This window comes from Kitasatospora sp. MBT63, assembly GCF_000710465.2.
Classification (GTDB): domain Bacteria; phylum Actinomycetota; class Actinomycetes; order Streptomycetales; family Streptomycetaceae; genus Kitasatospora.
Genome location: NZ_JAIZ01000589.1, coordinates 12,338 through 24,728 on the forward strand (window position 1 = coordinate 12,338; position 12,391 = coordinate 24,728).

The following is a 12,391-nucleotide window of genomic DNA, read 5'->3' on the forward strand; positions in this document are numbered from 1 at the left end:
GCCCGGCCTCGATCGCCCGTTCCAGCCGGGCTGCCGAGGCAGGTCGGGAGACGCTCGGTCGCCGGTGCGCATGCACGTCACACGCGGATCTCGAACTCCCGTGGCCCACACGCACGGCCGAATCTCGGAACCGGCCGTCCAGGACTCCAGGGACAGGCTGTCCGAGCTCCGCTGTGGGTTCGAGGGGAACCACCGGGCGAACACGTGCGGGAGCCCCATCGTCTGGACGAAGCCCCGGCAGGCCCGGCCGATCCGCGCTCTTCGGCGGGCGGATCCACGGCTTCCGCAGGGCAAATCCACCCCAAGGGTGGGAGAAAGCTCAAATCTCGCGCAAATCCGCCCCGAACGTGACATCCGCCACTGCCGAGGCAGCCCTCTTGACGCCAGGATGTGCCGTCAGCCCCGCGCCGGCGTGATCATCCACGTCACCGTCGCCGCCGGGCCGAGCCGGAAACCCCTCCCCTCACGAAGGCGACCCAACTCCATGAGTGACCGCACGCCGACTGCGGCCGAACCGCTCGCGCCCGAAGCGCCGGCGACCCCCACCCCCCACGTCGACGCCGGGGACGCCGGGTACCGCAAGGACCTCAAGTCCCGCCACGTCAACATGATCGCCATCGGCGGCGCGATCGGCACCGGGCTCTTCCTCGGCGCGGGCGGCCGCATGGCCAACGCGGGTCCCTCCCTGTTCATCGCCTACGCGGTCTGCGGCCTGTTCGCCTTCTTCGTGGTGCGGGCCCTCGGCGAGCTGGTCCTCTACCGTCCGTCGTCCGGCGCGTTCGTCTCATACGCCCGCGAGTTCATGGGCGAGAAGGGCGCGTACACCGCGGGCTGGCTGTACTTCCTCAACTGGTCGACCACGGCGATCGCCGACATCACGGCCGCCGCCACCTACGCCCACTTCTGGGCGATGTTCAGCAGCGTCCCGCAGTGGCTCCTGGCGCTGGTCGCCCTCGCCGTGGTGCTGACGGCCAACCTGATCTCGGTGAAGTACTTCGGCGAGATGGAGTTCTGGTTCGCGATCGTGAAGGTCGCCGCGCTGGTCGCGTTCATGCTGGTGGGCATCTTCCTGATCGTCACCCAGCACCAGGTCGACGGCCACACCCCGGGCCTCGCCAACATCACCGACAACGGCGGTGTCTTCCCCAAGGGCGTGATGCCGATGCTGCTGCTCGTCCAGGGCGTGGTCTTCGCGTACGCGTCGGTCGAGCTCTGCGGCGTGGCCGCCGGCGAGACCGAGAACCCCGAGAAGATCATGCCGAAGGCGATCAACTCCATCATGTGGCGCGTCGGCCTGTTCTACGTCGGCTCGGTGGTCCTGCTCGCCATGCTGCTGCCCTACACCGTGTACTCCGGCGACCAGAGCCCCTTCGTCACCGTCTTCAACAAGCTGGGCATCCCCGGCGCGGCCGGCGTGATGAACCTGGTGGTGCTCACCGCCGCCCTCTCCAGCCTGAACTCCGGGCTCTACTCGACCGGCCGGATCCTGCGCTCGATGTCGGTGTCCGGCTCCGCACCGAAGTTCACCGGCGTGATGAACTCGGGCGGCGTCCCCTACGGCGGCATCCTGCTGACCGCCGGGTTCGGCGTGCTGGGCGTGGCGCTGAACTATGCGATGCCGGGCGAGGCGTTCGAACTTGTGCTCAACATCGCCTCGATCGGGATCCTCGGCACCTGGGGCATGATCATGATCTGCTCGCTGCTGTTCTGGCAGCGCTCCAAGGACGGGCGGGTCACCCGCCCCGGATACCAACTGCCCTGGGCGCCCTACACCCAGATCGTCACGCTGCTCTTCCTCGTCTCCGTCGTGGTCCTGATGTGGCTGGACGGCGGCGTCAGTCGCACCACCGTCGCCTGCCTGCCACTGATCGCGGCCGCCCTGGTCGGCGGTTGGTTCCTGGTCCGCCGCCGGGTCCAGGCGACCGCCGGGGCGAGCCAGCACTGACCCCACCGGCCCCTATGGGCCGACGACACACCGGGCCCCTGCGGAACGCCACCGCAGGGGCCCGGCAGTTACCGGCGAGTGGCTCGTGCGGGGGCGAGCTGGTCGAAGCAGTAGTAGACGGCGAGGACCGCGTGGGTGGCCAGCATGGCGACGGGGCTGAGGTAGGCGAGGCCGACGGTGGCGAGGTAGCACAGGCCGCCGATGCCGAAGCGACGCCTGGCGGTGCGCCTGGCCTGCGGCGGGATCGGGCTGTTCAGCAGCCGGGCGTCGCGGGTGAAGGCGAGGAAGAGCACGGAGAAGGCGATGCTCATGGCCACCATGGTGAGGGCGTAGACGGCGGCCGCGGTGTGGGCGTTGCTGTTGTCCGCCGTGAGATAGGTGGCGAGGAGGCGGGTGGGAAACGGGATGACGGAGACGGTGAGCAGCAGGAAGAGGTTGGCGAACAGCGTGCGCCGGTCCACCCGGCGCGCGAGCGCGCACATCGCATGATGGTTGATCCAGATGATCCCGATGACCAGGAAGCTGACCAGGTAGGCGAAGTAGGAGGGCCACTGATGCGCGAGGGCAGCGGTCAATGACTCGTCGTGCAAGGCGTCCGGCTCCGGCACCTTCAGGTCCAGGACCAGCAGCGTGATCGCGATGGCGAAGACACCGTCGCTGAAGGCCTCGAGACGGCTCGTGCTGAAGTACGCGATCCGGCCCGCGGCCGCCGTGGCGGGCTCGTCCTGGCTGGTCATGCGGTCTCCGAAGGGGGGTCGGTCCGGGCGGAGGCGGTGAGCTCCAGGAGGCCCCGGCCGGACGGTGCCGTTGTGCTTGCCCCCGTGGGCGGGCTCGCGGACCACGATGCCACGTTGCTCGAGCCGATGCGGGCGAACGCTCGCGGCTCCGCCGTGTCGGACCGAAGGCCCCCCTGTCGACGGCGGCCCTCGTCGAGCGGCCCACCGCGGTCCGCGGTCACCAGGAACAGCACGTCTGCCGCTGTGCCGTTCCGCTGCCTGCGTTCGCCCCCGCCCCACCAGGTGTACGCCGTACACTCATCACGACGTACGTCCTGACCGGCGGACCCGCCGGCTCGGGGACCGGGTGCCGTGGAACGGGTTCCGGACCGGCTTTCGGCGGGGAACACGGCGACCAGGCCGTGCAGGTCCCGCCGGTTCGGAGCAGAAATCGAACTTCCCGGGCCGCCGTCGCATCGTGTAAGTATGGCCACACCTTCTCCGACCCCGATTGCGCCCCGGCCCGGCGACGCCGAGCTGGCGCTGGCGGCCGGGCGGAACGACCCGGCGGCGCTCGGGCTGCTGCTCGAGGGCTACCGGGCCCGGCTCAACCGCCAGGCGCTGGCCCTGCTGGGTGATCCACACGAGGCCGCCGACGCCGTGCAGGACACGTTCCTGATCGCCCTGAGCCGCCTGTCCGAGCTGCGCACCCCGGCCGCGTTCGGCGGCTGGCTCGCCAGGATCCAGCGCAACGTCTGCCTGATGCGGCTGCGCGCCGCCCGCGAGCGGCCCGCCGACGACATCACCGCCCGGCTCGACCGGGCACGGCCGGTGCCTTCGGCCGAGGAGTGCGTGGAACGCCTGGCCCTGGGCGACTGGGTGTGGCAAGCGCTCGGGGAGCTCCCGGAGCCACTGCGGGTGACCGCGATGCTGCGCTATTTCGGCCAGCAGCACTCCTACCGGGAGATCGCCGCGATCACCGGCGTTCCGCTGGGCACCGTGCGCAGCCGGCTCCACCAGCTGCGGGCGGTCCTGGCGCAGCGGCTGCTCGACGAGGCCGGCCGGACGAGCAGCGCCGCGCGCGACGCGGCCGGGAAGTGGACCCTGGCCTTCGGCGAGGCGTTCGAGGCGTTCAACCGGTACGGCGAGCCGGGGCCGCTCGCCACGCTCTTCGCGCCCGATGTGACGGCCCGGGTGGCCGGCGGGCCCGAACTGCGCGGGCGCGGCGAGGTGCGGTCGCGGCTGCTGGAGGGCGATCTGGCGGACGGCGTCCGCTACCGGCTGGTCGGCGTGGTCGCCAGCGGCGGCCTGGCTGTCGTCGAAGCGAGGTTCGTCAACCCTCCCGGCTCCCCGTACCACTGCCCGCCCGCGTTCACCCAGGTCCTTCACCACCGTGGGTTCCAGGCCTACCGGGCAACCACCTACTACGCCGCCAGGCCCGACGGCGACCCGTACCGCGAGAACGGATGACCCGAGGAGTCCGTCATGTTCCAGGAACTGGCCCGGCACTGCTTCGCCGCCGCCTACGACACCATCAACGGACCCGCCGAGCGTGCGGGGCTGCGGGAGCGGCGCCGTACGCTGCTCGCGCGGGCCGACGGCGCCACCGTCGAGATCGGCGCCGGCACCGGGCTCAATCTGCCCCACTACCCGGCGGCGGTCACTCGGCTGGTGCTGGTCGAGCCCGACCCGCACATGCGGAGGCGTCTGCGCGCCCGCGCCGGCGGGCTCGACCGGGCCGTCGAGATCCTGGACGCTTCGGCGGAGCAACTGCCCCTTCCGGACTCCTCGTTCGACACGGCCGTGGTGACCTTCGCGCTGTGCAGCGTCGCGGAGGAGCAGAGCGTGCTGGCAGAGATCGCGCGGGTGCTGCGGCCGGGCGGGAGGCTGCTGTTCCTCGAACACGTGCGTTCCGCGGACCCGGAGGTCGCCGCCAAGCAGGACAGGCGGCCGTTCCCCTACCCGCTGATCGGCTGCTACCCCAACCGGGCGACGCTGGAGGCGATCGAGGCTTCCCCGCTCACCGTGGAGTCGGTCTTTCGCGGCGAGGTGCCGAAGGTCCCGAGGGTGGAGAGCCCGATGATCGTGGGCACCGCCCGCCGGCCGGCCGCGGCCTGACTCCGGTTGGGAGCGGAGGAACGGCCGGAGCGAGCGCGCCGCACACGAGGGCGGCGACGCGGCGTGGCGTCCATGGTGTCCATGGCATCCGTGGTGTCCGCGGCGTACGGGACGGGGTCACTGCCTCGCTGCCTCGCTGCGCCCGCGTCGGCGAACAACCTCTGGTGTTGCTCAAGTTCGTTGCCGTCCGACCGTTCTGGCCACCACGATGCCGGTATGACTGGTTTTCTGGGAGTACGACCGGAGCACAACTTCGTCCTGCTCATCCGCGACTCGGACCTCCTCGCCGGGGCTCTGGAGCAGGCGCTGGCCGTGGCGTCCCCCGAGGAGCGCCCGGGTCTGGAACGCGCCGCCGCGCTCGTCGCCGCCACGGCAGCGGCCACCGGGCAGCAGTTGCGCGCCGGCTGGGTTCGCTCCCGGCTGGCGGCCGTCGGGTACGCGGGGGACATCGCGTCCGTCGGTGCGGTGAAGGCGCTGCGGAAGGCGGAGCCGCGGCTGAGCCTGGCGGCGGCGGTGCAGTTGCAGAAGGACGCCCTGGCCGAGAACGGGTGACCACCACGGACCCCGCCCTCCGGGGGGGCACCGGGTCCCGGGGTGCCGTGGCGGCCCGGAACATGTCAGACCCCGGGCCTATCGTGTGACAGTACGCCAGGCAGGCCCGTGCCCATCAAGGATGACCCGGTACGGGAGACGCTGGCCGACTGTCTGCAGGTACTGTCCCCGCTCGCCGCGGACCGGGACTGGAGCGTCCCCGCCGGGCCGCTGGAGTGGAGCTGCCGCGACACGGCCGTCCACATCGCCCACGAGCTCCTCGCGTACGCCCGCTCACCGCCCGGCCCAGGGACCACTACCTGCCCATGGACCTCGTCGTCCGCCCGGAGGCCGACCCGGCGCAGGTGCTGTCGGTCTTCACCGCCGCCGGCGGACTGCTCGCCCACACCCTCGACGGCACCGTGGACGATGTCCGCGCCTACCACGACGGGCCGTGCGATCCGGGCGGCTTCGCGGCGATGGGTGTCGCCGAACTCGTGCTGCACACCCACGACATCTGCCGCGGCCTCGGCCTTGACCGGCAGGTTCCCGAGCACACGAGCCACTACGTGCTGCACTGGCTGTTCCCGGACGCACCGCAGGAGCCGGACGCCGACGCCGAGGGCACTCAGGTTGCCGCCGCCGCCGGTGACGAGCGTCGCCGTATCGCCGGTGACCGGACCCGGCGGAGTGTCGGCCCCCGGCCCCGGGAGAATACCTCGGCGCGATCACTCGGGGTGTCGGGCTCTCGCCTCGCGGCGTACGATCGCCTCGATCATGTCGCTGATGGTGCCCAGCCCCTCCGGCGAGAGGCTCCTCGCCCGGAGCGCGACCTCGCGTACGCCGGCGTCCCGCAGCGCCCCGAGCAGCGCCAGCTCGTCGGCGAGTTCGGCGCCCCGCTCGTCCTCGAAGAAGTACCCGGGCGGTACCTGGAAGAAGTGCGCCAGGGCTTCGAGGTGACGCTTGGTCGGGTTGCCGCGCCGCCCGGTGCGCAGCTGCCAGACGTAGGTGGCCGAGAAGCTCTCCCCGGTCGCCTCCCGGCACGCCCGTGCGACCTCCTCGTTGCCGTACGGCTCGCCACCCGGCCGGAGGACCGTCCGGAAGAGCCGCTCGATGCGGTCCGCGAGGGTGTCCGGTGCGCCTGGCCCGTCTGCCGTCACTGGGCGCCTCTCCGTTCGTCGGTCTGCCGGACACCATCACGCTCATCCATCTGTGCGCGGTCATCGACTCCGCGAACAAGGTGTCGGCGCCGCAGCCGGTACGAGGAGCAGCCTGGTGGTCGGCCACCTCGACCACGGTGCGCGGGCGCAGGCCGCTGCCCGGGAGCGGGGGCACCAGTTCCAGGCGCCGGCAGCCACCTCCGTGGCCTTGTCGGCGAGAACGAGTCGGGCCGACCCAGCGCCGACTGCACTCTTGCCCTACGCCCATCCAGCAGCCACGCTCGAACTCACGTCGAACCCGACACCTGGGGGCCCAGTGGACGACATCAACCGTCAGAACCGGCGAGGCACCATCGGCTGCTTCGTCCTTGCCATCCTCATCGCCGCCGCCGTCATCGCCTTCTTGGTCTGGGCCTGGAACCAGCCGGGCAGCGACACCCCCAGCTACTGGCACTGAGCCCCACACGGTCCCACCTCGCGCGGGGTGCGCTGCGTGCTGCCGCGGCCACCGCCGCCCAACCGGTCCAGGTCGCACCGTGGGCATCGCGCCCCCAGGCCGGTACGTCACCTTCACTTGCCGGGACGGGAGGTAACCCCCGCACCGAGTGCCGTTGTCCCCCACCACAGGACCCAGGTCATGGTGGAATCGTGGACCACACCGAGTTGCTGGAGGACGACGGCGATCAGTGCTCCTGCCGCGGAGAACGCCGCGACGGTCGCGAGCGCCCGTGCGTTGAGTCTTGTCCTCATCGGCCTTTCCTCGTATCAGGACCGGCCACGGAAGCGGCTCACGACGGATCTGCTTGTCCGGGCGGCGAGCGACCTTGCGGCACCGCCACACCGTCCCGCCCCGAAGGCCACCGCAGCGGGGACCGCTCCCCGGGCGGAGTTCGTTCCGAGGACTTCCGCACTCCCATGTGCAGGTGTTTTCCCCAGAGCGCGGCAACGGCGATGGGGCGGGCCGGCGGGCCGCCCCGGTGTGGCGGCGCGCCGGTGGTTCCCGGTCAGCGGCGGCCGGTGGCCAGGACGACGAGGAACTGGCCGCCACCCGCCTCGATGTCGGCGGTCACCGCCAGCCCCGGCACCAGCCGGGAGAACCGGTCCACCAGCCAGTCCGCCGCCTCCTGGGCGTCCTGCCTGGTCGGACAACGGCCCACCATCTCGCGGCCCCCCTTGCGCTCCAGCCGCCCGGCAACGGTGATCAGCGGCGCCGGTTCGACCACGTACAGGCGGTCCGGCCAGGGGATGACCACCTTGACCGCGCCCTTGCGGGTGTTGCACCCGCGGTGCGCGAGCCGCTCGGCGACCTTCGCTTTCCGGTCGGCGGTCCGGCTGTCGACACTGGGCCCCCGCTGATCGTTCACCGACATGCCGGGGTCGACCGCCTCGTCGCACACCCAGCACCGCCAGCCGTCACGCTCGGCCACATCCTCAAGAAGACTCACCCGGGCAAACTAGCCTGCCCACCCCCTACCGCGAACACCGGTACCCCGGCGACCCCTCCAACCCGGGACGGACCCGGGCGGTGCCGCCCACCTTGCCGCCGCAAAGATCCTGACTCCCCCCGTCACGGCCGCCGGGCGGCGGCGAGGGTGCGCTGGACCCGGCCGTGACGGCCTCGGCGAGAAGGCGGTGCAGGCGCCGGCCTGCCCAGACACGACCGGCGGGGGCCGCCGCCCGCGCTCGACCGGCCGTCCGCCCCGGGATGCCGAGGGCACCGCCGGGATCCCGGTGTCAGGGGTGGATGGCGTGTTGCAGCATTTCCTGGTAGCTGGACAGGTCCGACGCGGGCGGCGCCTGGACGTCGACGGTGACGCCGAGGTCCAGGTAGGTGGTGGTCGTGGTTCGCGGGCCCTGGGAGGTGTCCTCGGTCTCCGCGCGCTTGACCAGTTCTCCGCCGGCGCCGATCCACAGGTCCGCGGTGACCGTGCTGGTGCCCTCGTCCGCCAGCGACCGGGCGACCAGTGAGCGCTCGTCGGCGGCAAGTCCGGCGGCGTAGTAGTCGACGGCCGGCATCCGGACCCGCAGGCGGGTGCTGCGGACCTTGCCGACATCGGCGTTCCCGAGGTTCTCCACCGCGCCCGAGGCACCGGCGCCGGTGAGGACCGTGACGGGGTTGAGCTGCCGGCGGAGCCGGAGAAAGCCGCCGGCTGTGTTGAACGACGCCGCCCGGTCGGCCCAGGCGTTCGCGGGCCGGCCCTCGGGGCCGTCGATGCGGACCCACTTCAGGCCCGCCCAGGAAGCGTCCTGATACGCCGCACCCTCCACCACCCGGACACCGCCCCCGAGATCGGCACGTATCTCCGGCGACGCCCAACTCACCTTCGCGGACATCCGCCGGATACCGTCCGCCTGCTCGACGTCGATCCGCTCCACCGCACTCTGCGCCCTGCCCATGGTCTCCGCCGCCCGGCGCAGCAACTCCTGCGCGGACGGGCCCGCGGGAGCCCCGTCCGAACAGGCAGTCAAACCGCAGGCGAGGGCGAGAGCGACAACGGCGGCACGGGCCGCTGCTCGGGTGCTGCGCAAGGGTGTTTCCTCAGGTCAGAAGGGGTCGGCTGCCGAAGTATGGCATGCGGGGAACTGCTGCCACGGGCGTGGGCAGGGTGCTGCGTACGAGGACCGCCGCACGCAGCGCCCTGCCCCGGCCGTTGACCATGCGCGGGGTCACTGCTCGAGCTGCTTCGACCAGTCACCCCCGAAGCGATAGGCACGGCCATCACCGACCTGCTTCATCCCGCCAGGAACAACGCTCCGGTGGTACGGGTACTGCTCCGTCACCGCCGCCAGCAGGAACTCCAGGAAGCCGCCCTCGAACAGGTCCCACTTCAGCCTCGAGTCGAACTTGGCAGCGACCGGCCACCGGTCCGGGTCCGGGCCCCGCATCAGCCAGAAGAACTGGTCGGAGTTCCAGTTGTTACCCCACTTCAGCAGCCCGCCCTCGGCCGGGAACAACGGGTACGGGCACTCGTCGTGGTCCCCGTCCCGGTAGGCCTGGGCCAGCATGGCGCAGTATCCGTGGGGGTCCGTCGTGTAGTACAGGAATCCCTCGAAGCCGAGCGGTTGCTCGGCCTTGGAATTGGGCGCTGCCGATGGTGTGTAGATGTGCAGCTCGTCGCTGATACTCACCATCCCGTACCGGTCGCCGAACGCCCGGTAATCCGATGGCAGTTGGAACCCGATCGTCTCGGGCCCGCGCTCCCACGGGACCGGGACCACTCCGCCCGCAGGCGGCGGCCCGATCACCGCGCCGAGCCGGTCCAGCAGTTCCTCGATGTTCACGTGCACTCCCATCCGCCACCGTGCCGCCGGAGGCTAGTTTCCCAGGTAGGCCAATCCACTCGGGCCGTAGCTGCTGTTGTCCACAACTGTCCATCCGGAGTCCGTGGTCGACCCGGTGGTGGCGCTCCAGGCGTAGAGGGACATATCCCACGTGTTCGGAATGGTGCTGGTAGTGGTCTTGTACTGCGGAAGCACGTTGTACAGCACGGGGCCTTGGCCCATGTCGACCCCAGCTCTGGCCTCGAACGTCCGCATGCTGTTGGTGATCTTGCCGCCGGTCCGCTGGTTGATGTTGGCACCGCGTTGGAAGCACGGCGTCAGGTTCCGCTCGTCCGCCGTTCCACCGGCCATGCGCGGCACGGAGTGGCAACGGGCGAGATCCGTTTTCGGAGTGAACCCGAGAGCTGTCGCCCGCGCCTGAGCGTCGCTCCAGCCCCGGATGTTGCCTGCCGCGTCGTCGCCCCTTTCGGAGTCGGGCTCGCCTTCGAGACAGGCGTTGACTCCCTGGTTGCGGTTCTGCGCGTCCGACGGCAGGTAGACGACCCATCCGCCGCCGTTCAGGGGTACGGCGTTCGACGGCTCCAGGTCCTTGCAGGTGGGGACGCGCGGGTTGCCGCTCGCCCCGGTGCTCGGGTTGCCGTGGCCCTGGCCGGAGTCCGAGGAGGCGGGTGCCTCCTGAAGCGTCTCGAGCCCGTCGATGGAGACCTGTCCGCCGTTGAGGAACGTGACGAGCCCGCCGAGGTCGAAGCCAGTCGGGGCCGGCGCGGGGGCCGGGGTCGGGGATGCGGTGGCGGTGGCCGTGGTGGTGGGCGCCTGTACCCGTAGCGCCGTGTAGTGCCCGTTGGGCTTGCGGACCAGGCCGTCGTAGGTGATGGCGGGGCTGGTCAGCGTGGCCGCCTGGGCGGCCGGGAGCCGCTTGACGGCTTCGGGCGTCAGGTACGCGGTGCCCGGCCGGGCGTCGAGGGTGGTGCCGGTCTGCTGCGCGTACTGCTGCATGGCGGAGGTCTGCGGCTGCCGGTAGGGGCTGTCGGCGGTGTCGGCCTCCGAGCCCTGGGCCTCGGCGTTGGGTTCCGGCGGCGCGGGCGCGTCGCCGCCCTGATCCATCGTCGCCGCCGGGTCGGGCGGGGTCCGGGTCAGGCTCTGGAGCAGTTGGGCCATCTCCTCGAGCAGCTGCCGGGTCTGGAGCTGGAGCTGCTGGGCCTTGGCCTTGGCCGCGGAGGCCTTCTCGGCGTTGGCCTGGGAGGCGGCGTTGAGCTGGGATTTACGGGAGTTGAGCTGGGCCTCCTCCTGCTTGATCTCGCTCTGCTCACCCTCGATCTTGGTCTCTTCGGCCTGGACCTGGTTCTGTTCGGCCTCGAGCTGCGCCGCTTCGGCGTTGTAGCGGTTGACCGCGGCCGGCTGGTCGCTGGGGGGCTTGGCCGCGTTGTGGGCGTCGATCCTGCCGCTGAGTGAAGTCGCGCGCTGGTTGTGGCTGTCGGTCTCTGCGTTGACCGCAGCGGCCTTGGCGTCGAGCGCGGTGTCGGCGCTGCTGACGTCGGCGGCTTCCTTGGCGATCCGCTCGGCCTCGGCGACCACCTCCTTTCCCATCTGGTCGATCTCGGCTTCGGTCTGCGTCTGTGCCGCGATCTTCTCGGCGAGCGCCGGGGCGACGGCGGCAAGGTTCCTGGACAGCGAGAGGGAGGCCACGGAGTCGGGCGGGCTCATGACCGGTGTGTCGGCGGCGGCCCTCGTCACTGTCGCCGCCGGGCCGATGACCGGAAGCAGGAGCGCCAGCACCAGGGCGACTCCGCGCCCCACCGCCCGCCGGGGGCGGGCAGCCGTCCTGAACGTGGGCGCGGTCATCCGGTCACCTTCTTGGTGAGCTCGTCGGCGACCTTCCAGCTGGTCGACTCGCCGTCACCTGCCTGGCAGACGGAGGCCTGCACCAGGTTCGTGCCCTTCAACCGCGCCTGGTGGTAGCAGGCCCAGCCCGCGCTGCCGTCCTGTGCCGCGGTCCACGCCACGGCGACCTCGGTGGCGGGCCGCGCCGTGTAGGCCCACTTCGAGCTGCGGTCGGCCTGGCCGGTGACCGTGGCGGACGGGCACTTGGCGAGGCCGTCGGTGAGCGCCTGGAAGGCGGCGGCGGCCTTGTCGGTGTCGGGGAAGACCCCGAGCACCTGGTTCACGGTGTAGGCGCCCGAACCCCCGGCGTCCTGGTAGGTCGCCGACAGGTACGCCTTCCACGCCTGCCCGTAGACCGACTGCGTCGTCGGCCCCGCGGCGGCGGCGCACTCCGACGGCGCCACGGTGAGCGGGGCGTGCGGCCGGTTCGACCGGGGGCCGGCGACCAGCGTCGTCCCGGCCAGCCGGCTGACGCCGTCAGGGTCGAGGAGGCCCGCCTGAACGGTCCCCTCGGCTATGTGCGGCGGGAGGCCGGTGGGCTGCTGCGGCCACGCCCACCATCCGATGCCGGCCAGTACGAGGCAGGGCAGCACCGCGGCCAGCAGCAGCCGCCAGTGCCGCAGTTGACGCAGTACCCGGACGCCTCGGCGCGCACCCGGACCCGGTGGAGGCGAGGAGCGCCGGGCCGGTCCCTGCTGCGGCGGCGCGGACGGCGTGGCCGGGCCGGGGCCGGGGGCGGGGGCCGCAGCGGGGCCAGG

The 12,391-nt window shown here is 71.7% G+C and carries 13 protein-coding genes; 5 read left to right on the plus strand and 8 right to left on the minus strand.

Annotation, left to right across the window (positions count from 1 at the left end):
* Positions 1 to 484: 484 nt before the first annotated feature.
* Positions 485 to 1,945: an amino acid permease gene (locus tag AA75_RS31240; RefSeq protein ID WP_033823683.1), complete on the plus strand. Its 1,461-nt coding sequence runs from the start codon at positions 485 to 487 to the stop codon at positions 1,943 to 1,945.
* Between the two features lie 68 nt (positions 1,946 to 2,013).
* Here AA75_RS31240 and AA75_RS31245 read toward each other — a convergent pair whose 3' ends face one another.
* A complete protein-coding gene (locus AA75_RS31245; protein ID WP_051813836.1) occupies positions 2,014 to 2,682 on the minus strand; it encodes a TMEM175 family protein in 669 nt (222 codons plus the stop codon).
* Between the two features lie 465 nt (positions 2,683 to 3,147).
* Here AA75_RS31245 and AA75_RS31250 point away from each other — a divergent pair, with 465 nt between their 5' ends.
* The 3 genes from AA75_RS31250 to AA75_RS31260 all read left to right on the plus strand — a co-directional run bounded on the left by AA75_RS31250 (position 3,148) and on the right by AA75_RS31260 (position 5,331).
* A complete protein-coding gene (locus tag AA75_RS31250) occupies positions 3,148 to 4,131 on the plus strand; it encodes a sigma-70 family RNA polymerase sigma factor (RefSeq protein ID WP_051813837.1) in 984 nt (327 codons plus the stop codon).
* 15 nt (positions 4,132 to 4,146) lie between these two features.
* Positions 4,147 to 4,779: a class I SAM-dependent methyltransferase gene (locus AA75_RS31255; RefSeq protein WP_033823684.1), complete on the plus strand. Its 633-nt coding sequence runs from the start codon at positions 4,147 to 4,149 to the stop codon at positions 4,777 to 4,779.
* A 216-nt stretch (positions 4,780 to 4,995) separates the two neighbouring features.
* Positions 4,996 to 5,331 carry a hypothetical protein gene (locus tag AA75_RS31260; RefSeq protein WP_033823685.1) on the plus strand — a complete coding sequence of 112 codons (336 nt, stop codon included), beginning with the start codon at positions 4,996 to 4,998 and terminating at the stop codon, positions 5,329 to 5,331.
* A gap of 707 nt (positions 5,332 to 6,038) precedes the next feature.
* Here the strand turns inward: AA75_RS31260 and AA75_RS31270 are convergent.
* Positions 6,039 to 6,470 carry a helix-turn-helix domain-containing protein gene (locus AA75_RS31270; protein WP_033823687.1) on the minus strand — a complete coding sequence of 144 codons (432 nt, stop codon included), beginning with the start codon at positions 6,468 to 6,470 and terminating at the stop codon, positions 6,039 to 6,041.
* A gap of 316 nt (positions 6,471 to 6,786) precedes the next feature.
* Here AA75_RS31270 and AA75_RS50010 point away from each other — a divergent pair, with 316 nt between their 5' ends.
* Positions 6,787 to 6,927 (plus strand): hypothetical protein, encoded by a 141-nt coding sequence (locus tag AA75_RS50010; protein ID WP_158515593.1) that lies wholly within the window; start codon positions 6,787 to 6,789, stop codon positions 6,925 to 6,927.
* A gap of 113 nt (positions 6,928 to 7,040) precedes the next feature.
* On the opposite strand, the gene AA75_RS48215 is transcribed toward AA75_RS50010, so the two are convergent.
* The 6 genes from AA75_RS48215 to AA75_RS31295 form a co-directional block, all read right to left on the minus strand.
* Positions 7,041 to 7,220, minus strand: coding sequence for a hypothetical protein (locus AA75_RS48215; protein ID WP_149038481.1), 180 nt, complete (start codon positions 7,218 to 7,220; stop codon positions 7,041 to 7,043).
* Between the two features lie 254 nt (positions 7,221 to 7,474).
* Positions 7,475 to 7,915: a hypothetical protein gene (locus tag AA75_RS31275; RefSeq protein ID WP_033823688.1), complete on the minus strand. Its 441-nt coding sequence runs from the start codon at positions 7,913 to 7,915 to the stop codon at positions 7,475 to 7,477.
* 289 nt (positions 7,916 to 8,204) lie between these two features.
* Entirely contained in the window at positions 8,205 to 8,999 is a 795-nt protein-coding gene (locus tag AA75_RS31280; protein ID WP_149038482.1) for a hypothetical protein, read from the minus strand.
* Between the two features lie 138 nt (positions 9,000 to 9,137).
* On the minus strand, positions 9,138 to 9,764 hold the full coding sequence (locus tag AA75_RS31285) for a hypothetical protein (RefSeq protein ID WP_149038483.1): 627 nt from the start codon (positions 9,762 to 9,764) through the stop codon (positions 9,138 to 9,140).
* Between the two features lie 21 nt (positions 9,765 to 9,785).
* Positions 9,786 to 11,594, minus strand: coding sequence for a hypothetical protein (locus AA75_RS31290; RefSeq protein WP_149038484.1), 1,809 nt, complete (start codon positions 11,592 to 11,594; stop codon positions 9,786 to 9,788).
* Positions 11,591 to 12,391, minus strand: an 801-nt coding sequence (locus AA75_RS31295; RefSeq protein WP_149038485.1) for a sensor domain-containing protein, incomplete at its 5' end; no start/stop codon positions are given. The genes AA75_RS31295 and AA75_RS31290, both read right to left, overlap by 4 nt.

Bases quoted from the DNA above. Each gene is read 5' to 3' on its own strand.
- AA75_RS31240 (WP_033823683.1), top strand. From the start codon at position 485: ATGAGTGACCGCACGCCGACTGCGGCCGAACCGCTCGCGCCCGAAGCG.
- AA75_RS31245 (WP_051813836.1), bottom strand. From the start codon at position 2,682: ATGACCAGCCAGGACGAGCCCGCCACGGCGGCCGCGGGCCGGATCGCG.
- AA75_RS31250 (WP_051813837.1), top strand. From the start codon at position 3,148: ATGGCCACACCTTCTCCGACCCCGATTGCGCCCCGGCCCGGCGACGCC.
- AA75_RS31255 (WP_033823684.1), top strand. From the start codon at position 4,147: ATGTTCCAGGAACTGGCCCGGCACTGCTTCGCCGCCGCCTACGACACC.
- AA75_RS31260 (WP_033823685.1), top strand. From the start codon at position 4,996: ATGACTGGTTTTCTGGGAGTACGACCGGAGCACAACTTCGTCCTGCTC.
- AA75_RS48215 (WP_149038481.1), bottom strand. From the start codon at position 7,220: ATGAGGACAAGACTCAACGCACGGGCGCTCGCGACCGTCGCGGCGTTC.
- AA75_RS31285 (WP_149038483.1), bottom strand. From the start codon at position 9,764: ATGGGAGTGCACGTGAACATCGAGGAACTGCTGGACCGGCTCGGCGCG.
- AA75_RS31290 (WP_149038484.1), bottom strand. From the start codon at position 11,594: ATGACCGCGCCCACGTTCAGGACGGCTGCCCGCCCCCGGCGGGCGGTG.